Annotated in this window: 18 protein-coding genes, 1 pseudogene and 1 riboswitch; of the genes and pseudogenes, 6 read left to right on the top strand and 13 right to left on the bottom strand. The window is 66.0% G+C overall.

The features are described from left to right. Positions 1-150: 150 nt before the first annotated feature. A complete protein-coding gene (locus HK108_RS17520) occupies positions 151-1,056 on the bottom strand; it encodes a LysR family transcriptional regulator (RefSeq protein ID WP_181272469.1) in 906 nt (301 codons plus the stop codon). 190 nt (positions 1,057-1,246) lie between these two features. Between HK108_RS17520 and HK108_RS17515 the strand changes: the two genes are divergently transcribed. Beyond that, positions 1,247-1,972 carry a LysE family translocator gene (locus HK108_RS17515; protein WP_229664243.1) on the top strand — a complete coding sequence of 242 codons (726 nt, stop codon included), beginning with the start codon at positions 1,247-1,249 and terminating at the stop codon, positions 1,970-1,972. Positions 1,973-2,063: 91 nt separating this feature from the next. Here the strand turns inward: HK108_RS17515 and HK108_RS19010 are convergent, their stop codons facing one another. The 4 genes and pseudogenes from HK108_RS19010 to panB form a co-directional block, all read right to left on the bottom strand. Further along, complete coding sequence (locus HK108_RS19010) at positions 2,064-2,837, bottom strand: mechanosensitive ion channel (protein WP_229664244.1); 774 nt, start codon at positions 2,835-2,837, stop codon at positions 2,064-2,066. Between the two features lie 269 nt (positions 2,838-3,106). Further along, positions 3,107-3,463 (bottom strand): annotated as a pseudogene (locus HK108_RS19005) (mechanosensitive ion channel); the annotation flags it as partial. A gap of 211 nt (positions 3,464-3,674) precedes the next feature. Continuing rightward, a complete protein-coding gene (gene panC, locus HK108_RS17505; RefSeq protein ID WP_181272467.1) occupies positions 3,675-4,586 on the bottom strand; it encodes a pantoate--beta-alanine ligase in 912 nt (303 codons plus the stop codon). Continuing rightward, positions 4,586-5,572, bottom strand: coding sequence for a 3-methyl-2-oxobutanoate hydroxymethyltransferase (gene panB / locus HK108_RS17500; protein WP_219922536.1), 987 nt, complete (start codon positions 5,570-5,572; stop codon positions 4,586-4,588). The genes panC and panB overlap by 1 nt, the downstream gene beginning before the upstream one ends. A gap of 316 nt (positions 5,573-5,888) precedes the next feature. On the opposite strand from panB, the gene nadA reads away from it, so the two are divergent. The 5 genes from nadA (at position 5,889) to HK108_RS17475 (ending at position 11,223) form a co-directional block, all read left to right on the top strand. Continuing rightward, the gene (nadA, locus tag HK108_RS17495; RefSeq protein ID WP_181272466.1) at positions 5,889-7,172 is read left to right on the top strand and encodes a quinolinate synthase NadA; all 1,284 of its coding nucleotides are present in this window, start codon (positions 5,889-5,891) and stop codon (positions 7,170-7,172) included. Continuing rightward, positions 7,172-8,803 (top strand): L-aspartate oxidase, encoded by a 1,632-nt coding sequence (gene nadB, locus HK108_RS17490; protein ID WP_181272465.1) that lies wholly within the window; start codon positions 7,172-7,174, stop codon positions 8,801-8,803. Before nadA ends, nadB begins: the two co-directional genes overlap by 1 nt. Further along, a complete protein-coding gene (gene nadC / locus HK108_RS17485) occupies positions 8,797-9,648 on the top strand; it encodes a carboxylating nicotinate-nucleotide diphosphorylase (RefSeq protein ID WP_181272464.1) in 852 nt (283 codons plus the stop codon). The genes nadB and nadC overlap by 7 nt, the downstream gene beginning before the upstream one ends. Position 9,649: 1 nt before the next feature. Further along, complete coding sequence (locus HK108_RS17480; protein ID WP_181272463.1) at positions 9,650-10,879, top strand: cysteine desulfurase family protein; 1,230 nt, start codon at positions 9,650-9,652, stop codon at positions 10,877-10,879. A gap of 128 nt (positions 10,880-11,007) precedes the next feature. Beyond that, positions 11,008-11,223 carry a hypothetical protein gene (locus HK108_RS17475; protein WP_181272462.1) on the top strand — a complete coding sequence of 72 codons (216 nt, stop codon included), beginning with the start codon at positions 11,008-11,010 and terminating at the stop codon, positions 11,221-11,223. An 85-nt stretch (positions 11,224-11,308) separates the two neighbouring features. Here the strand turns inward: HK108_RS17475 and HK108_RS17470 are convergent, their stop codons facing one another. The 8 genes from HK108_RS17470 to HK108_RS17435 all read right to left on the bottom strand — a co-directional run bounded on the left by HK108_RS17470 (position 11,309) and on the right by HK108_RS17435 (position 19,372). Continuing rightward, positions 11,309-12,049, bottom strand: coding sequence for a TenA family protein (locus tag HK108_RS17470; protein ID WP_181272461.1), 741 nt, complete (start codon positions 12,047-12,049; stop codon positions 11,309-11,311). Positions 12,050-12,133: 84 nt separating this feature from the next. Continuing rightward, complete coding sequence (gene thiD, locus HK108_RS17465) at positions 12,134-13,003, bottom strand: bifunctional hydroxymethylpyrimidine kinase/phosphomethylpyrimidine kinase (protein WP_181272460.1); 870 nt, start codon at positions 13,001-13,003, stop codon at positions 12,134-12,136. Next, complete coding sequence (thiE, locus tag HK108_RS17460) at positions 13,000-13,758, bottom strand: thiamine phosphate synthase (RefSeq protein WP_181272459.1); 759 nt, start codon at positions 13,756-13,758, stop codon at positions 13,000-13,002. Before thiE ends, thiD begins: the two co-directional genes overlap by 4 nt. Next, positions 13,755-14,684, bottom strand: a complete 930-nt coding sequence (gene thiM, locus HK108_RS17455) for a hydroxyethylthiazole kinase (protein WP_181272458.1) — start codon at positions 14,682-14,684, stop codon at positions 13,755-13,757. Before thiM ends, thiE begins: the two co-directional genes overlap by 4 nt. After that, a riboswitch (TPP riboswitch) is annotated at positions 14,672-14,805 on the bottom strand. It overlaps the preceding gene by 13 nt. 151 nt (positions 14,806-14,956) lie before the next feature. Next, positions 14,957-16,168 carry a sugar ABC transporter permease gene (locus HK108_RS17450; protein ID WP_139468402.1) on the bottom strand — a complete coding sequence of 404 codons (1,212 nt, stop codon included), beginning with the start codon at positions 16,166-16,168 and terminating at the stop codon, positions 14,957-14,959. After that, positions 16,165-16,989 (bottom strand): ATP-binding cassette domain-containing protein, encoded by an 825-nt coding sequence (locus tag HK108_RS17445; RefSeq protein ID WP_181272457.1) that lies wholly within the window; start codon positions 16,987-16,989, stop codon positions 16,165-16,167. Before HK108_RS17445 ends, HK108_RS17450 begins: the two co-directional genes overlap by 4 nt. A 98-nt stretch (positions 16,990-17,087) precedes the next feature. Continuing rightward, entirely contained in the window at positions 17,088-18,182 is a 1,095-nt protein-coding gene (locus HK108_RS17440; protein ID WP_139468400.1) for a substrate-binding domain-containing protein, read from the bottom strand. Between the two features lie 92 nt (positions 18,183-18,274). Continuing rightward, complete coding sequence (locus tag HK108_RS17435) at positions 18,275-19,372, bottom strand: LacI family DNA-binding transcriptional regulator (RefSeq protein WP_181272456.1); 1,098 nt, start codon at positions 19,370-19,372, stop codon at positions 18,275-18,277. Positions 19,373-19,445 lie beyond the last annotated feature (73 nt).

Raw genomic sequence — 19,445 nt, 5'->3', positions numbered from 1 at the left:
GAGCTCAAACGCAAGCTCAAATGGTATCTAGCGCGTCGGGTCTTCAGGATTCTCAACGGGTTAGAAACTAGTCCCGCGCCGGCTTGACAGACATAGAAGGATCGGCCCAGCAACCTGGCGCCAGGTTGCTGGGCCGCCGTCGGGTAGCAATTAGAGGGTGGCGAGGTGAGACTCGACCGCTTTCGACGTGGCTGCGGCGAAGGCGCGGACGTGGGGTAAGTGCGCGTCTTTGTCGCGGATGTGCATGACGACCCGGCGCATCGGGACGGGGTCGGTGAGGTCGACGGCGACGAGGCCGGGCGGCAGCTGCAGAGTCGAGAGCCGTGGGAGGACCGTGATGCCCATGTTTGAGGCGATGAGGGCCAATGCCGCGAAGTCGTCCTCGCAGGCGGCGAAGCTTCTGCGTTCGAATCCGGCCGCGGCGCACGCATGGTCGACGACCTTGCTCGAGGGGCCGGCCCACATGTCGTAGTCGACCCAGTGCTCGTCCTCGAGGTCGATGAACGGCACGGACTCACGGCCTGCGAATCGGTGCCCCTCTTCGACGACGACCCGATAGTCGTCGTCGAAGAGCGGGATGCGCGTCATCTCCGGCAGATGGTTCTCCCCGTCCTGCGGAGCCTCGGCGCGGATCTCGATGAGGCAGTGCCCGCGGCGGTTCTTCGCCGGTTCGTTGAGCTGGATGTCGAAACGCAGATCCGGATGTTCCAGGGCCACAGCATCGATGATGCCCGGCAGCAGGCGCGCATTGAATGAAGTGAACGCCGCGATCCGCAGCCGGGGCCTGCTGACGCTGCGGAAGCCTTCGACCAGATCGTCGAGGCGGCCGACCGCAGTGAAGACCTCCGCCGAATCATCGGCCAGACGCCGGCCGAGCTCGGTGATCTCGATGCCGCGCCCCGACCGCCGGTAGAGCGGCGCCCCGACGGCCTTCTGCAGCGTGGTGATGTGCTGACTGACGGTCGCCGGTGTGTAGTTGAGATTCTTCGCCGCGTCGACCACGGAACCGGTGGCCGCGACGGCCCGCCACACCCGCAGACGATTGAGATCCCACATGCCTCCAAGAGTAGCCGCTGAGCGCCGGATAAATCATTAGGCACTGCCTGATGATCATTCGTGATCAATTGCTTTTCCCGATTGATCGGTTCCGGCAGAATGGTGTTCGTTCCCGATGCCATCGAACGATGCCCCGAGACACCCGTGCACCATCCCCGCTGACCATTCCCATCATCCCCGAAGGAGTGCCGTGACCGGACCCGAGATCCTCACCATCACCGGAGCAGCGGCCGCGCTTGCCGTTACCCCCGGACCCGAGACGATCCTGACGATCCGCCTGTCCTCGCTGCGCCGCAAGGCCGGACTCGTCTATGCGCTCGGCACGGCCACGGGCACCGTGATCTGGATGGTCCTCGCGCTCACCGGCGTCTCCGCACTGCTGACCGTCTACCCGGCTGCCGTGCAGGTGCTCAAGATCGGCGGCGGCCTCTATCTGTGCCTCCTCGGCGTCCTCGCCGGTCGGCAGGCGCTTCGCCTGCGTCGGGATCTGATGGCCGCCGAGGCGACCGACCGCCCCACCACGAACGCCATCCCCACCCCATCGACCGCCCCCGACTCCCCAGACGGGCCCGTGACCGAGATCGCTCACGTCATGGAGTCGACCTCGTGGGGCCACTTGCGCTCGTTCGTGTCGTATCGCCGCGGCATCATCTCGTCGCTGTCCAACCCGAAGGTCGGCCTGTTCTTCCTCGCGATCCTGCCGACCCTCGTCCCTGCTTCCCCGACCGGCATCGACTACACCGTGCTCGTCGCCCTGATCCTCGGCGTGCTTCTGTCGTACCAGCTTGTCCTCGCATGCCTGGCCAGTCTCGCGGCATCGGCGATGGCCCACCGCAGCGCCGACTTCTTCATCGAAGCCGCCTCCACGCTCATCCTGCTCAGCATCGGCATCGCCGTCATCGCGATCCCCATCTGAGCCGCGGTTGCCCGGAAAACAAGATAAGGGCGGGGCACCGAGGTCGATCCTCGGTGCCCCGCCCCTTTCGGTTCGGTGGGCAGACCCTCACTCAGCTCTCATTCGCCGAGGAGGCTCCCCCGTTCCCGCTGCCACCTCCGTCAGTGCGCGTTCCGGTCCCCGGTGCGCCGCTGTCCACGGCGTCCGGGTTCGTCTTTTCGGCCGTCTCGGCAAGGTCGACCTTGTCGAGCATCTTCGCGGCCGCCTCTCGTCCGCCGAGGCCGAAGGCCAGAGCGGCCGCTGCGGCACCGCCGATGACGACGGCTCCGAAGGCGAGGTTGATGATCGAATCGGCCAGGCCCATGTAGCGCAGGCCCATGGCGATGAACAGGGCGATCGCCGAGTAGCGCAGCACCTTGCTGGCGAGGTTGCTCGTGATGAACTTGCCGATGATCGCAGCGATGAGGAATCCTGCGGCGATGATCGCAGCGCCGAAGAGCACGCTGCCGCCGAGGTCGAGGATCTCGTTGAGGATGTTCGTGATCTCGGGGAATCCGAGCATCCGGGCGGCCATGATCGCGAAGAAGATCATGATCGCCACCTGCACGAGGCGGGTGATCACGTTGGAGGCGCTGATGCCTTCGGGCACGATCCCGATCTCGTTGATGGCTTTGTCGGTGCCGATGCCCTGGAGGATCTGTTCGAGCAGATTGCCGAGGAACTTGGCGATGACTAAGCCGATGGCCAGCAGGATGCCGGCGGCGATGATGAGCGGGATCGCGTTGAGGAAGATCTGTAGCATCTGCTGGGCAGGCTCCGAGATCGCCTTGATGCCGAGGACCTGCAGCGCCGAGATCGCAACGACGATGATGATGATTCCGAACACCAGGTTGCCGATGAGGTTCGAGATCTTCGCGTTCGCCTCGCGTTCGGGTTCGGTGCATGACCGGGGTGTCCGCCCTGCGGCGGCATACCCTGCTGCCCCTGCGGCGGCATGCCCTGCTGACCCTGTGCGGCGTACTGCTGAGTGGCGTCGGGATGCGGTTGAGCATTTCCGGCGCCCTCGGCCACTCCGGTGGCTTTGTCGCCGAGCGAGCGGAACTTCGACGTCAGCTTCGTCAGATCCACGGCGTTGAGAGCGGTCTGGACGAGCTGTTTGGCGATCTTCGCGAAGACATAGCCGATGAAGAAGATGAATCCCGCGCCGATGATATTGGGCAGGAATCCGAAGATTCCATCGAGCAGACCCTGCAGCGGAGTCAGCACCTGATCGAGCTTGAACAGCTGGAGCACGGTGATGAGTCCGAGCAGCCAGATGCCGAGACCGGCGATCTGCCCGACCGACTTTCCGATCTGCTGACCATTGCTTCCATCGCGTTGAAGTGCGGGAACCTTGGTGACGAGTTTGCCGATCGCCCATTTGACGATGGCGGCGAGAATCCAGGTGACAATGAGAATGACGATTGCCAGTCTGACTTTCGTCAGGACCGACCAGATATCCAGATCTCGCATGTCGCCTATCTCCTTCGAACTCAGCGAATCGGCAAGTTTCATTTTCTCTTGCTGATTTTGAGTCTATTCTCAGCGAACACTGAGAACAAGGGCCCGGCGACTGATAGCCGACATTTGAAACCACAGTTGTCGATGATTCTCGATCGGTTACATATGCATATGTCGATCGCTCAACAGAATCTTCACAAACTCATCACAATTGCGTACCGCGTCAGAATTCCAGCGGCAGATTGTCGATGAGATGAGTCCCACCGACCGTCGCGGAGACGAGCAGCAGAGCCGATCCCGTGAAGTCCGGCGGGCACGGCCGCAGGGTCGCGGCCTCGACGAGACTGCAGTAGACGATCTCGAGATCCCCACGTTCAGCAGCCGGCTCCAGCTCGGCGAGCGCGGCCGCCTCGACGGCAGCGGGCAAGCCAGCAGAGATACCACTGGTGCCGGCCCCAGAGCCAGAACCGCCACCGATGCCGGACTCCGCCGCCCCACGGCCTCGCTCGGCCACCTCGGAGGCGGCGGTGAGAGCCCGTGGAATCGCCAGAGCACGGGCACGGTCGTCCGGCGCCAGGTAGGAGTTGCGGCTCGACATGGCCAGCCCGTCGGCGTCCCGGACGACGGGTAGGCCGATGAGTTCGATATCGAAGTTGAGGTCGGCGATCATGCGTTTGACCAGGACGAACTGTTGGATGTCCTTGAGGCCAAATACCGTGACGTCGGGGGCGATGAGGGTGAAGAGCTTCGCCACGACGGTGAGCACGCCGTCGAAGTGCCCGGGCCTGGCCGCGCCTTCGAACACGGCCCCCATGCGCCCGGCGACGACTCGCACTTCGGGTGCGGACGGGTATAGCTCGGCCAGCGCCGGGGCGAAGACGAAGTCGACTCCGGCCTCTTCGCACTTCCTTAGATCCTCTTCGATCGGCCTCGGGTACTGGACGAAGTCCTCGTCGGCACCGAATTGGAGCGGATTGACGAAGATCGAGGCCACGACGAGTTCGGACTCTGCGCGTGCACGTGTCATGAGTGCCTGATGCCCGGAGTGCAGGGCGCCCATCGTCGGGACGAGACCGATGCGGCCCGACTGCTCGGCCCGCCACCGGCGCAGTGCCTGGATGCCGCCGACCTCCATCAGTCGAAGCTCCTCTCGGGCTCGGGGAAGACCCCGGACTTCACTTCGTCGACATAGGTGCCGACCGCCTCGGTGAGCACGGAATGCAGGTCTGCGTAGCGCTTGACGAAGCGCGGGGCCTTCCCCGTACGCAGGCCCGCCATGTCCTGCCATACGAGGACCTGGGCGTCGCAGTCCGCACCGGCGCCGATCCCGACGGTGGGGATCGTCAGTTCGGATGTGACCTGGCCGGCCAGCCCGGAGGGCACCATCTCCATGACCACGGAGAAGGCTCCGGCTTCGGCCACGGCGCGGGCATCGTCGAGCAGGGCGCTGCCTGCGTCGCCGCGGCCCTGGACCTTGTAGCCGCCGAGGTTGTGCTCGGCCTGCGGGGTGAAGCCGATGTGCGCCATGACCGGGATCCCCGCCGTCGTGATCGCCTTGATCCGCGAGGCCATCCGCGCCCCGCCCTCGAGTTTGACCGCGTGGACTCCGGCTTCCTTCATGAACCGCACGGCCGTGGCCACGGCCTGTTCATCGGAGATCTCGTAGCTGCCGAATGGAAGGTCGGCGACGATGAGCGCCCGGCTCGTCGCCGAGGCGACTGCTCTGGCCAGCGGGATGAGTTCGTCGACGGTGACCGGCAGGGTCGTCGTGTGGCCATAGACATTGTTCGCCGCCGAATCGCCGATGAGCAGGGCCTCGACACCGGCCTGCTCGAACAGGGCCGCCGTGTACTGGTCGTAGCTGGTCAGCATCGCCCACCGCCGGCCTTCGGCCTTGGCCTTGATGAGATCGAGGGTCCGGATTCGCCGAGTCGGCGCTGCCGGTGCGGACACCGGACCGCCGTACGGGGCTGGTTGTTCCGCCGAGGCGGCCCCTGCCGTCGCGTCGGGGCTGGCCGGGGCGCCGAGGCCGGCCGGGGCATTGTCACCGGCAGCAGCGTTGCCCGCGATGCCGGTGGTGGAGGGGGAGGTGAACTGGTTCGAGTGTGCCGCTTCGGGCATGAGAATCCTTCAGATATGCGATGTCGTCGGTGCCGGCGCGGGCGGGGCGAGACCGACGCTTCGGTCCGAAGCCTCGGTGACTCTCACGGGGGCGCCCACCGCAGTGCGCATCGACTCGGATTGCGAGCCAGACCACAGCCTATTGCATCCCCCGGCGCAGAGCCATCGCCGGCGAGTTGTACATCGCCCGCCGACAGGATTAAGCTCAAATCTGCGCAAAGAAATAAACGCACAATTGCGCAAAAGATTTCGGGCGGCTCTCACCACGTGCGAGGCACTTCAGGCACGGGTCCCGCCCACCGAGCGAAGGACGATGATGACCACAACAGCTTCGATCGAACTCACCCTCAAGGACATCTCTGCCTCGGGAGCGAACGACGAAATGTGCTCGACGGACCTGCTCGATGCCCCGTGGGATGTCGACGAACGTCCCGGCTACGGTCCCGGTTCCTCGATGGCCGACCCGATTCCGGTCGCCGCCCCACGTCAGGGCGATATCCCCGAGGAGTACAAGCAGGCCGCGCCTGAGGAGCTCGATGCCCGCATCCGCGCCGCCAAGGCCGCCCTCGGCGATCGTGTCGTCATGCTCGGCCACCACTACCAGCGAGTCGAGGTCGTCGAACACGCCGACTACATCGGCGACTCGTTCATGCTCGCCCAGGCCGCCCAGAACCATCCGGAGGCCGAGGCCATCGTCTTCTGCGGCGTCCACTTCATGGCCGAGACCGCCGACCTGCTGTCGAAGCCGGAGCAGTCGGTCATCCTGCCCAACCTCGCCGCAGGCTGTTCGATGGCCGATATGGCCAGCATCGACCAGGTCGAAGACTGCTGGGAGCAGCTCGCCGAGGTCTTCGGCACCGAAGCCGATGCCGACGGTCGCGTCCCGGTCATCCCCGTCACCTACATGAACTCCTCGGCCGCGATCAAGGGCTTCTGCGGCCGCAACGGCGGAATCGTGTGCACCTCGTCGAACGCCGAGGTGGTTCTGGAATGGGCGTTCGAACGCGGGCAGCGGGTCCTGTTCTTCCCCGATCAGCACCTGGGCCGCAACACCGCGGTGAACATGGGCATCGGTCTCGACGAGATGCCGCTGTGGAACCCCGCCAGGCCAATGGGCAACAACGACGAGCAGACGCTGCGTGAGGCTCGGGTCATCTTGTGGCAGGGATTCTGCTCCGTGCACAAACGCTTCACCCCCGCCCAGATCGACAAGGCCCGCACTGAGCACCCGGACGTGCGCGTGATCGTTCACCCCGAATGCCCGCGTGAGACCGTCGAGGCCGCCGATGAGGCCGGATCGACCGCGTACATCACGAAGGCCATCGAACAGGCGACCGAACCGACGACGTTCGCCATCGGCACCGAGATCAACCTGGTCCAGCGGCTGGCCGCCGAACACCCTCAGCACGAGATCTTCTGCCTCGACCCCGTCATCTGCCCGTGCTCGACGATGTACCGCATCCACCCCGGCTATATCGCCTGGGTCCTCGAATCGCTCATCGACGGACAGGTCGTCAATCAGATCTCCGTCGACGCCGAGGTGGCCGAACCTGCCCGTGTGTCCCTGGAGCGGATGCTCGCCGCGAAGCCGCGGATCTGATGAGCCGCGTCATCGTCGCAGGCTCCGGGATCGCGGGGCTGACCGCGGCACTGCACCTGTCCGGCCGCCACACGGTCACGCTCGTGACGAAGGGCCGCCTCGGCGAGTCGAACACCGAGTGGGCGCAGGGCGGCATCGCCGGTGTCATCGGACCCGACGACACGGTCGATTCCCATATCGCCGATACGCTCACGGCCGGCGCCGGGCACTGTGATCCGGAGGCCGTGCGCTCCCTGTGCGAAGCCGGTGGGGACGCGATCGTCTCCCTCGCCGAGGCGGGGGTGGACTTCGACACCGATCCGACCGGAGCCTGGGCCAGGGGTATAGAAGGGGCGCATTCCTATCCGCGCATCTTCCATTCCGGAGGTGATGCGACCGGTCGGGCGATCAGCACCGCCCTGGCGCAGAAGCTGCGCACCGAAGTCGCCGCAGGGCGAATCACCCTCCTCGAGGACACGATGCTCGTCGACATCCTCACCACCGACGCCCACGAGCGCCGACAGGGTCGAGCCACCGGAGTCGCCACAGCCACCGGAGTCACCGTGCTCCGCGAAGGCCGCGTCGCGGCCCTGGCTGCTGATGCGATCGTGCTGGCCACCGGCGGTGTCGGGCAGCTCTTCGCACACACGACGAACCCGGCAGCTGCCACCGGAGACGGTTTGGCCGCTGCCATTCGCGCCGGTGCTAAGGTCTCCGATCTCGAGTTCTTCCAGTTCCACCCCACCGCCCTTCCAGGTCCCGGTTTCCTCATCTCCGAGGCCGTCCGCGGGGCCGGCGCTCTCATCCTCGACGAGCACGGCCACCGGTTCATGACTGACATCGATGATCGCGCCGAGCTCGCTTCTCGTGATGTCGTCGCACTCGCCCTGCACCGTCGCCAGGCGGCTCAGGACGGACGCCCGTGCTTCCTCGATGCGCGGGCCGTCCCGGATGTGCAGGCGACGTTCCCGAGCATCACCGCCGGTCTGGCCGCTCACGGTCTCGATCTGTCCCGGGACCTCATCCCCGTCACTCCCGCCGCCCACTACTTCATGGGCGGGGTGACCACGGATCGCGATGGTCGCACGAGCATCCACGGAGTCTTCGCTATCGGCGAGGTCGCGTGCACCGGCGTGCACGGAGCCAATCGGTTGGCCTCGAACTCTCTGCTCGAAGGCGCGGTCTTCGCCGCCCGCGCCGCCGCGGCGATCGACGCGCTGCCGGTCAACAGAGACCATGAACTCCCACTCCCCCAGTCCCGTTCACTCCACCAGACGGCACTGACACGAACCGAGCTGCAGGACCTGACCTGGGCTCATCTCGGCGTGGAGCGCACCGCCACGGGCCTACGGACCCTGCTCGACCGCCTCGGTGACGGTGCCCGCAACGACGGGACCCGCAATGCCGGCACCTCCGCCAACCGTGCCCACAACGCCGATGATCACCCCACCACCCCAGCTGCGGCCCTCGCCGACGCACTCGAGACCGCGAATCTCGCCCTCATCGCCGAACATATGGCTCGGCATGCCCTGGCCCGCGAGCACAGCCTCGGCGCGCATACCCGCACGGATACGACACTCACGCCGTCGACGACCGCGCCGTCCACCGCCACTCCGCCCACCGCTCTGCTTCAGGAGGCCTCCGCATGCTGACCGTTTCAACCATCGATTCCGCACTGCGCACAGCCCTTGACGAAGACGCTCCCTGGGGCGATATCACCGGCGAGGTCTTCATCCCCGCCACCGCCTCGGCGAGGGCCGAGCTGCGTGCCCGCGAAGACGGGGTGCTCGCCGGAATCGAGGTCTTCGCCCGTGCCTTCGCACTCGTCGACCAGAGCGTCACGGTCGACCTCGCTGCCGCCGACGGAGACGCTTTCACCGCAGGTCAGGTGCTTGCCACGGTCGCCGGTTCCGCTCGGGCGGTGCTGCAGGCCGAACGGATCGCGTTGAACTTCTGCCAGCGCATGAGCGGAATCGCCACCCAGACCCGCGCCTATGTCGATGCCGCCGCCGGGCGGGCGCGCATCGTCGACACCCGCAAGACGACTCCGGGGCTGCGCGCGTTCGAGAAGCACGCCGTGGTCTGCGGCGGCGGGCACAACCACCGCTTCGGCCTCTCCGACGCGGTCATGGCCAAGGACAATCACCTCGCCGTGCTCACCGGTGCCGGACTCAGCGTTGCCGAGGCGATCCGCACCGCCCGTGCCCGTCTGCCGCATACGACGATGATCGAGGTCGAAGTCGACCGGCTCGACCAGGTGCCCGCGGTGCTCGACGGCGGCGCCGATATCATCATGCTCGACAACTTCACCCCGGCTCAGCTGCGCGAAGGCGTAGAACTCGTGGGCAGCCGCGCCGTCGTCGAAGCCAGCGGCAACGTCACCCTGGAGACGATCCCGGAGATCGCCGCCACCGGCGTCGACGTCATCTCCTCGGGCGCGCTGACCCACAGCGTCCGCGCGATCGACCTCGGTCTCGACCTTTCCCTCGAGGCCTGAGATGACCGGACGCCTCTACCTCGACACCGCGGCCGCGGCTCCCGTGCGCAGGGAGGCCCTCGAAGCCGCTTGGCCGTATCTGGCCGGGGCGTTCGGCAACCCGTCGAGCCATCACGAATTCGGGCGCGGACCCGCCGAAGCCCTCGCCGATGCCCGTGCTCGCGTGGCGAAGGTGCTGGGAATGAGGGCCACGGACATCACGTTCACCAGCGGCGGCACCGAGGCGGACAATCTCGCGATCATCGGCATGGCACTCGGCGCTCGGACTCAGGATCGGGCCCAGGGTCGTGCTCAGACCCAGGGTGGGTCCGGGACCGCGGCGCCGCCTCGGCGACATATCGTCACCTCTCCCATCGAACACGAAGCGGTGCTCGCCTCGGTGGAGTTCCTGACCCGCGTCCACGGATTCACCGTCACCGAGGTGGACCCGACCTCCGATGGGACCGTGACCCCCGAAGCCCTCACGGCGGCGATCCGCCCGGACACCGTGCTTGTGAGCTTGGGTTATGCGAACAATGAGATCGGCACCGTTGCGGACGTTCCGACCCTGGCCGGAATCGCCCATGAGGCCGGTGCCCTCTTCCATACTGACGCCGTGCAGGCGGCCGGGTGGCTGCCGCTGACCGGATTGGGCGTCGATGCGCTCAGCCTGGCCGGGCACAAGGTCGGAGCACCGAAGGGCATCGGTGTGGCCGCGATCCGCGCCCGCGTCCCCGTCGAACCACTCATCCACGGCGGCGGGCAGGAGTCGGGCCGACGATCGGGCACGGAGAACGTGGCTTTGGCCGTTGCGTTCGCCACGGCACTCGAACTCGCCGAGGCGGATCGGCATGAGGCCGCCGATCGTGTCCGAGCCATCCGCGATGAGTTCATCTCCACAGTGCTCAGCCATGTCCCCGGGTCGTTTCTGACGGGCGCGGCGGGCACGGCCGGCCCTGACGGCCGGGCGACTCGGACTCCGAATCATGCGTCGTTCTGCTTCTCGAACACCTCCGGCGAGGCAGTGCTGCTCGAGCTCGAACGCCTCGGGGTGACGGCCTCGAGCGGTTCCGCCTGCGCGGTCGGCTCCGATGAGCCCTCCCATGTGCTCACGGCCTTAGGGGTCGCGCCCGAGGTCGCGCAGACGAGTGTGCGCTTCACCTTCCCGTCCTCGATCACCCCCGACCAGGGACGAGCGGCCGCCCGAGCCGTCATCAGCGCTGCCGAGAGCCTCGCCTCATCCTTTGCATGAACGGCGTCTCACACCCGAGTTGATTTTGATCACCTTCACGCTCACCAGGTGGGATAGCCCTATCTTTCTCTTTATTTTGGGGCGAGACTGAAAGAGAGGCATTCGTATCAGGATGTGAGGGGGCCGCCATGGATCTTTTGATTCTGTTCATGATCGCAGTGATGTTTGCGACCGTTGTGTTCTTCATCGGTCGGTTCGCCTGCCCGAAGCACGACCGAGTGCCCCTCATCGAGGTCGATCACGTGCTTCTGTGGATGACTCTGCGCCGCGGTTGGCATGCTCTCGGATCGTTCGGTCCGCTCACGCATTACCCGGATGACCCTTATGGAGCCTCCCGCGCCTGAGGCGGGAACGCTTCCGCCCGCCGACCGAGGTGACCGACTCAAGGTCAGGGCCACCTCGGCGAGGGGGATCCGATGCTCCCTGGAATCAGACAGCAGCTTCCTGGGGCAGGAACACGGAGACGTCCCAGTTCTGCATGGCGTGCGCCGAGGCCCAGAAGTGGAGTTCGAAGACGCAGGCCTGCTCGAAGGCGGCGCGCATGCGGGCGGCTTCCTCGCTCGGGGCCTTAGCGAGTTCCTGTTCGAGGATCTGCACGGCGTGGCGGGTCGATTCGTCGAAGTCTGGTGAATCGTAGGTCTGCACCCAGGTGCGGTAGGGGTGGTCGTCGGCCATCTGCCCGGCCCGGTCGACAAGCACCTTGCCCATATGCGCGTACACCCAGAAGCAGGGCAGGACTGAGGCGACGCCTTCGCCGTAGGAACGGCTGGCGGCCGTGGCGACGAGGAAGGACACGTAACCCAGCGTCGTCGGGGAGGCCTTGAAACGGGAGCCTTCCGCGGTGAGTTCTTCCAGCGCCGAGGCGAGTCGGGCATCGGCGAGCAGCTCTCCGTGCATCTCCTCTTCGACGGTGATCGCCTCAGCGGCGGATCCGGCCCAGAATCGGGATTCGTCACGGTCGACGGTCTTCGCGGCCAGGAACGACATGGCCTTAGCGTAGCCATTGAGATAGAGGCTGTCCTGCGAGATGTAGTTGGCGAATGCCTTCGGATCGAGGCTGCCGTCGGCGAGCTGGGCGAGGAACGGCAGCTCTTCGATCTGCTCGATGATGGGACCTACGCGGCCCCACAGCTGGGTGGTCAATGGGCCGGCGGTGAAGGTGACGGTCATGGGAACTCCTCTGTGCTCGTGTGACGTGGTGGATCGAGTGAGATGGCGGTTCGCGTGCGGCAGCGGTCAGGCGGGATGGATACGTCAGGCGGGTCGACCGCGGACGATGTCGACTTGATGATCGATCGGTCCGTGGGCGCCCTCCGGATTCAGGCTCAGTTGCCAATCCGCGGCCGAAGTGAGAGCGCGAGCAAGGTAATCGAGGGCATTGTCGACGGCCCGGCCGAGGATGTCCGACCCGATCTCTGTGCGTTCGCGGCCGAGGACGGCCACCTCGGCGGTGATCGCGGCCGACAGAGTGCACCCGGTTCCATGCGTATTCATCGTCGTCACACGGGGGTGGGTGAACTCGCGGACCTGACCGTCGGCGGTGGCGAGGATGTCGATGACCTCGTCCTCGCTGCCGTGTCCGCCCTTGAGCAGGACCGCTCCGGGCCCGCGTTCGAGCAGGCGCCGAGCCTGGTCACGCATGGCTTCAGTCGTCTGCGCTTCGGGTTCGTCGTCGGAGATCAGCAGGGCCGCCTCGGGGAGGTTGGGGGTGATGAGGTCGGCGACGGGCAGCAGGTGGGTGCGCACGGCCTCGACGGCATCGGTCTCGAGGAGGCGGTGGCCGGAGGTCGCGATCATCACCGGGTCGACGGTGTAGAAGCCGAGCCGGCCTTCGGCGGCGCGATCGACGACGAGTTCGACGAGGTCACGGCTGCCGAGCATCCCCGATTTCGTCGCATCGACGGGCAGGTCGCCGAGCACGGAGTCGAACTGATCGGCGACGAAATCGACGTCGATCGGATAGACGCGGGACACACCGTGCGTGTTCTGCGCGACGAGGGCGGTGATGACGGTCGTGCCCATGGTCTTCCGCGCGGTGAAGGTCTTGAGGTCGGCATGGATTCCGGCACCGCCGGAGGGATCGGTGCCGGCGATGGACAGGGTGATCGGCGGGCGGGTTGTCACTGTGCACTCCCGGCGTATGCGGCGAGCAGCTCCTCTGCTGCCGTCTTCGGATCGTCGGCCATGCAGATCGCCGAGACCACGCAGATCCCGATCAGCCCACGTCCCTGCAGGTCAGGGGCACGATCGGCGTTGATGCCGCCGATCGCGACCGCGGGGATGCCCGCTTCTGCCACCAGTTCCCCGAGGCGGTCCGGTCCGATTCCGCCGGGGGCGTCTGCTTTCGTGGAGGTGTCATAGACCGGTCCGATGCCGACGAGGTCGACGACTCCGGAGTCTCGGGCGGCGGCGAATTCGTCGCTGTTCGCGGCCGAGAGACCGATGAGCGGTTCCGCACCCAGGGCGGCGCGCACCTCGGCGACGGTGGTGTCAGTTTGGCCGACGTGGATGTGGATGTCCTCGCCTTCGTCGATGAGGCGGCGGGCCACCTCGACGCGGTCGTTGAGGACGACGGGGACCGTGCGGTCGGTGTCGCGGGTGGCGGCGTCGACGGCGGCGATGACTTGGCGGGTGAGCGAGTAGAAGCCTGCATCGTCGACGTCCTTGTCGCGGACCTGGACGATGCCCACTCCCCCGGCGACGGCGGCCTGCACGGTCTCGGCGACGCTGCGGCCGGCGGCCTCGCACTGCGCGGAGTCGGTGACGAGGTAGAGGCGCGTGTCGATTCCGGCGAAGCGGTCGGCCGAGCCGTCTCGGTCGTTCACGGTCGCGCTGTCGTCAGCCGGGTTGTCGGCGATGTGGGCGGATCCGGCGGTCATGCCTGGACGCCTTCGCCGGCGGTTTCATTCGCAGAAGTGAGCGTGTCGAGGCCGATTCTCGCCTGTGCGAGTCGGTCACCGTCGACGGTGTGGAGTGCGTCGAGGAAGTTCACCGAGTAGCTGCCGGGCCCCTTCGCACCATCGGCGGCGAGTTCCCCGGCGACCGCGAAGTGGGCGTGGGCGGCGACGACGGCTTCGAACTTCGCCGAGGCGGCCCCACCGTTCGCGGACTGCTCAGTGGCGTTGACGGCTGAGACGTCGGCGTCGGGGTCGGCGAGTCCGGCTCGGGCGGCGGCCAGGTAGGCGACGGTGACGGCACCGAGTGAGCAGCCGGTGCCGATGACGAGCGGCATGAACTCATGTCCACCTGAGACGCGGGCGACGTGGTCAGTGCCGTCGATGTGGGCGACGACGGCATCGGTGGGTCCGGAGACGGCGACGATGGCACCGGTCTCTCGGGCCAGCTTCGCGGCAGCGGGTAGGACGGCGTCGACTTCATCGGTGGAGTCGACTCCACGACCACCGAGTCCGACTCCGGCGAGTGCGGCGATCTCGGAGGCGTTGCCGCGGATGGCGGTCGGGTGATCGGCGGCGGCGCGGCGGATGCGGGAGGTGCGGAAGTCGACGGCGCCGACGCTTACGGGGTCGAGGACCCAGGGTTTTCCGGCGGTGTTGGCGACGTCGATGGCGGCATCGGCGGCGAGCAGCTGGTGGTTCGAAGCGGTTCCGAAGTTGACGAGGATTCCGCTGGCGATCCCGGCAAACTGACCGGCGTCTGCTTCGTGGTCGAGCATTGCCGGGGAGGCGCCGATGGCCAGGAGCACGTTGGCGCTGAACTGCTGCACGACGGTGTTCGTGATGCACTGGATGAGTGGATTGCTTGCGCGCAGACGCGCATTCGCAGAACGCAGGTCGAAGTCAACCATGACGATCCCTTCGCTAGTATGGCCCAGATCAGGTTCGATGGGTGTTCTCTCAGCCTCGGTGTCCTCCGTGCGCAGCGTCTTGGTGCGAACGGATCCTCATGAGGCACCCCATGTCATTGGCTCCGACTGTATCAGCCCGGTCGGACACGGGCGACTCCATACTCTGCTTGGATGCTCAGCACCGACCGCTCGACTCAACGTCGCTGTATCAAGCTATGCATTGCGCGCTCGACGCTAAGGCGAGCGGTCGGCAGAGAGAGCTTCACGCCCCACTACCCGCGCCCGACGTACCTCTGTCCGCGGCGGCTGAGCGCGTCGATGACGACGGCGGTGAGCAGGACGAGTGCGGTGATGATCTGCTGTGCATCGGAGTTGAAGCCGATGAGGTAGAGACCGTTGTTGATCGCACCGACGACCAGAGCACCGAGCACGGCTGCCCAGGCGGTTCCGCGTCCGCCGAACAGCGAGGTGCCGCCGATGACAGCTGCAGCGATCGCATTGAGCAGGTCCTGCGTGCTCACCAGCGTCGATCCCGCATTTGTCGTCACACCGGTCTTGATGAAGCCGAACAATGCGGCCAGCACTCCGGCTGCCATGAACACGCTGATGCGCACCCAGGTCACGCGGATGCCGGCACGCCGTGCAGCTTCGACCTTTCCGCCGACGGCGTAGATGGAACGACCGTAGCGGGTCTTGCGCAGCACGAGGTCGATGATGATCGCAATGACGATCATGAGGAAGAAAGGCATCGCCAGGCCGAAGTCCTGATTGACGAGGATGAGGAACCCGAACACGATCGCGGCCAGCAACACGATCCGCACGATCACAGAGGTCCAGCTCGGAGCGCTGAGACCCTCCCGGTGGCGGCGCAGCTTCGAATAGATGATGCCGCCGCCGAAGCCGATGATCGCGACGGCGCCGAAGATATAGGCCCAGATCGCAGGAAAGTAGAAGCTGGCGAAGTCGAAGGCGAAGGTGTCCGACATCGACAGGTTCTTCTGCGTGCCCAATGTCGTCAGAGTCAGACCGGTGAACGCGAGCAGACCGGCCAAGGTGACGACGAACGCCGGGATGCCGACGACGGCGAAGAACCAACCTTGAATCGCGCCGACGACCAGGCCGAGCAGCAGCATGATGACCAGCGCCAAGGCCGGCGGCACACCTTGCCTTACCACCAAGACACCGAGCAGCGAGGCGGCCAAACCGCCCAATTGCGCCAGAGACAGATCGATCTCGCCGAGGAGCAGGATGAGGTTGATGCCGAGAGCCAGGATCGCGAGGAACGCGACCTGAGTGGAGAGGTTGACTAGGTTGGCCGGAGAGATGAAGTTCGAGTCGGCCGACTGGAATACGATGACGATGACGATGAGTGCGAGGATGACCGGGAACGACCCCAGCTGCCCCTCTTTGACCCGGCGGACGAAGGTGCCGATCACGCCTTCGGAGGAGATCCGCTCATCGGTGATGAAGGAATTGCGGGTCATCGACGCTCACCCCTCCGTGCGGCGCGTTTGGTCACGACGTTGTCGCTGGCTCCGGTGATCGCGGCGACCAGCACATCGGTGCGCTCGTCACCGGGGAAATCACCGGCGTCCTTGCCCAGCCGCAGCACGTGCACCCGGTCGCACACCGCCTGCACATCGGCCATATTGTGGCTGACGAGCAGCACGCCGAGGTCGCGTTCTTTGAGCCGTTCGATGAGGTTGAGCACTTCGGCCGTCTGGGCGACGCCGAGTGCCGCCGTCGGTTCATCGAGCATGACCAAGGATGGTTCGCCGAGGAGGGACCGGGCGATCGCGACCGTCTGACGTTGACCGCCGGACAGGGCCGCGATCGGTACGCGCACGCTCGGGATCTTTGCCGAGAGGCTGCGCAGCAGCTCCCAGGATTTGGCTTCCATCGTCACTTCGTCGAGGACGCCGCCGCGGGTCTTCTCATGTCCGAGGAACAGGTTGGCCACCACGTCGAGGTTCTCGCACAGGGACAGATCCTGGAACACTGTGGCCACTCCGGCTGTCTGTGCATCCTTCGGGGAGGAGAATCTCTGCGCCGTCCCGTTCATGATGAGTTCGCCGTCATCGGCGGCGTGGACTCCGGCGATGACCTTGATCAGGGTCGATTTGCCGGCGCCGTTGTCGCCGACGAGGCCGACGACTTCGCCGCGACCGACGCTGAGATGGATGTCGGTCAGGGCTTGGACTGCACCGAACCGTTTGTTGATTCCGCGCAGTTCGAGCACCGGCTCGCTGTCGCTGCCCGGCGTCCGCGTCGCCTCAGTTGCCGGGTCGGGTGTCTCTGATGTCATCTGTTCCTACTTGTCGCAGTCGTTGACCCCGGCAGCCGGCGACCGGTGGCGGTCGCCGGCTCGAGGTCGGTCACGTCAGATTGTGAACGCGCACGCGCTCACTTCACGCCGGCATCGGCACAGAGCTTCTCCACCTTGCCTGTGCAGATGTCCTCGGCCTTGATCTGGTCACCAACGATGTCTTTGATGGTGTCGGTGGTGACGACCTTGGCTTCGACGAAGTCCGTGGGGGTGTCCTTGTAGGTCGTGCCCGCGTCGACGTCCTCGCCTGCGGCCAGGGCCACGGCGGCTTTGGCGGCGAACTCGGCCTGCGGTGGGATCGACTTGTAGATCGTGGCGTACTGGTCACCCTTGAGGATGTTCTGCAGACCGTCGACCTCGGCGTCCTGACCTGTCACGACGGGTTCGACCTTGGCTTTCTTCGTTGCGGCGATGACGCCGCCGGCGGTGCCGTCGTTGGCAGAGTAGATCGCGATCGGCTTCTCGCCCTTGCCCTGCAGCTGACCTTCGACCCACTGGCGGGCGTCGTCGGGGTTCCAGTCGAGGGTGTCGTGGCTGGCGGCGATGTCCACGCCTGCGCCCTTGAGGGTCTCTTCGGCGCCGGCCTTGAAGTCCGCGGCGTTCGGGTCCTTCGGATCACCATTGACCATCCAGACCGGTCCCGATTTCGGGTCGACGCCGGCGTCTTTGAGCCCGTCGAGGACGGCCTGGCCCTGCAGGTTGCCGATCTTCTTGTTGTCGAACGAGGTGTAGTAGTCCGCACCTTCGAAGAAGCGGTCGTAGGAGATGACCGGGATCTTCTTCGCTTCGGCTTTCGACAGCGCGGATGAGACTGCGGAAGCGTCGACGGGGTCGAGGACGATGGCGTCGACGCCTTCGGTCACGGCCGCCTCAACCTGTTGCTGCTGCTGAGTCGCGTCCTGATTGGCGTTGCGGTATTCGACCTTCGCGTCTGGGTTGGCTTCTTTGAGGTATTTCTCGAAGTTCGGCTTGTCGAGCGACTCGTACCGGGTGGTCTTCGACTCGGGCAGCAGCAGCGCGATGGTGACGTCCCCGTCGCCGCCGGATCCGCTGTCGGCCTCGTCGTTTCCCTGGCCCTTCTGATTGCCGCAGCCGCTGAGCGCAAGAGCGCCGATCGCGACGGAGGCACCGAGGAGCGCCAGCTTTTTGTGGGACTTAAGGTTGTGCCTCATTGTGAACCTTTCAATCTTTCTGACAACGTTGTCAGGCTGTTGAATATGATTCGCTGAACGCCGCCTGCTGTCAACTGTTTCGACAAAAATCTTCAGCGGGTGTCCGGCGGCTCTTCACCGCTGCCACGAGCGATGACGCACAGCGCATTGTCGAAATCGAGCACGCCGTCGTCGACTCGATCGCGCCGGTTCGCCTCCCCCGCAATCGGGCCATCCCCTTCGCCGAGGCGGTCCGCGCCCTCGCCAGCATCGCTGGGTTCGACACCGACCCGGAGTCGTCGGACCGCCTCGGAGGCGAGGGATTCGACGTTGCGATCGACGACGGTGACATCGAGGAGTTCGGCCGTGGGGAAATCGTCGATGCCGACCAGGGCCGGCCATTCGCCGAGGCGGCGGCAGGCGTCGATGGCACCTTGGGTCACTGTGGCGGACAGGGTGATCAGGGCTCCGGGTGCGCTGCGGGAACCGAGCCAGGCGGCGACGACGTTCTTCGCGCTGGCTTCGTCGTGGGCGTCTTCGCGCATATAGGCGCGCCAGCCGACGCCGCGGCGGCCGGCGATGGCGTCCTGGATTCCCTGCAGTCGGCGGGTGGTGATGAGGCTGGGCGAATGGTCGCCGATGACGCCGAGTGCCATGTGCCCGTGAGCGAGCAGCTGTTCGGCCGCGAGGCGTCCCGCCTCACGATCGTCGCCTGCGACGATGCTGATTCCAGGGCCTTCGACCGCTGGGTCGAGGGAGACGATTCGAGTGCCCGGCGCCGAGGCGGCTCGTGCGTAGGTCTCGGCCGCCTCGGGGTGGGCGCGGATGACGATGAGCCCGGTCAGGTCGTTGGCGAGGCATTCGTCGAGGAAGGCTTCCTCTCGGTTCGGGTCGTCACCGACCACGGTCACCACCGGGCGCAGGTCGAGGATTGCGAGCTCGGCTTCCACTGCGGCGAAGGCACGTGATTGGAAGGCGTCACCGGCGTCCGAGAGGACGACGCCGATATAGGGTGAGCGGCCTCCGGCACGCAAGCGTCTGGCCGTGGGGTTGAGGCGGAATCCGAGCTCTTCGGCGGCAGCTTCGACTTTCTCCGCCGTCGAGGCGGCAACGTGCTTTTCGCCGTTGAGGACGCGGGAGGCGGTTTTGATGCTCACGCCGGCACGCGCAGCGACCGTGGCCAGGGTCGGCCGATCGTTCTGCTTCGCCATGCGCACACCTTTGAGTCTGAGAACCGGTTCGTGAATCTGCGCATCGACGCACAGGCAACCGTTGGAATGATAC

The sequence above is a fragment of the Brevibacterium sediminis genome, from assembly GCF_013623905.1.
GTDB lineage: Bacteria > Actinomycetota > Actinomycetes > Actinomycetales > Brevibacteriaceae > Brevibacterium > Brevibacterium sediminis.
This window is presented reverse-complemented; position numbering and strand designations above follow the sequence as displayed.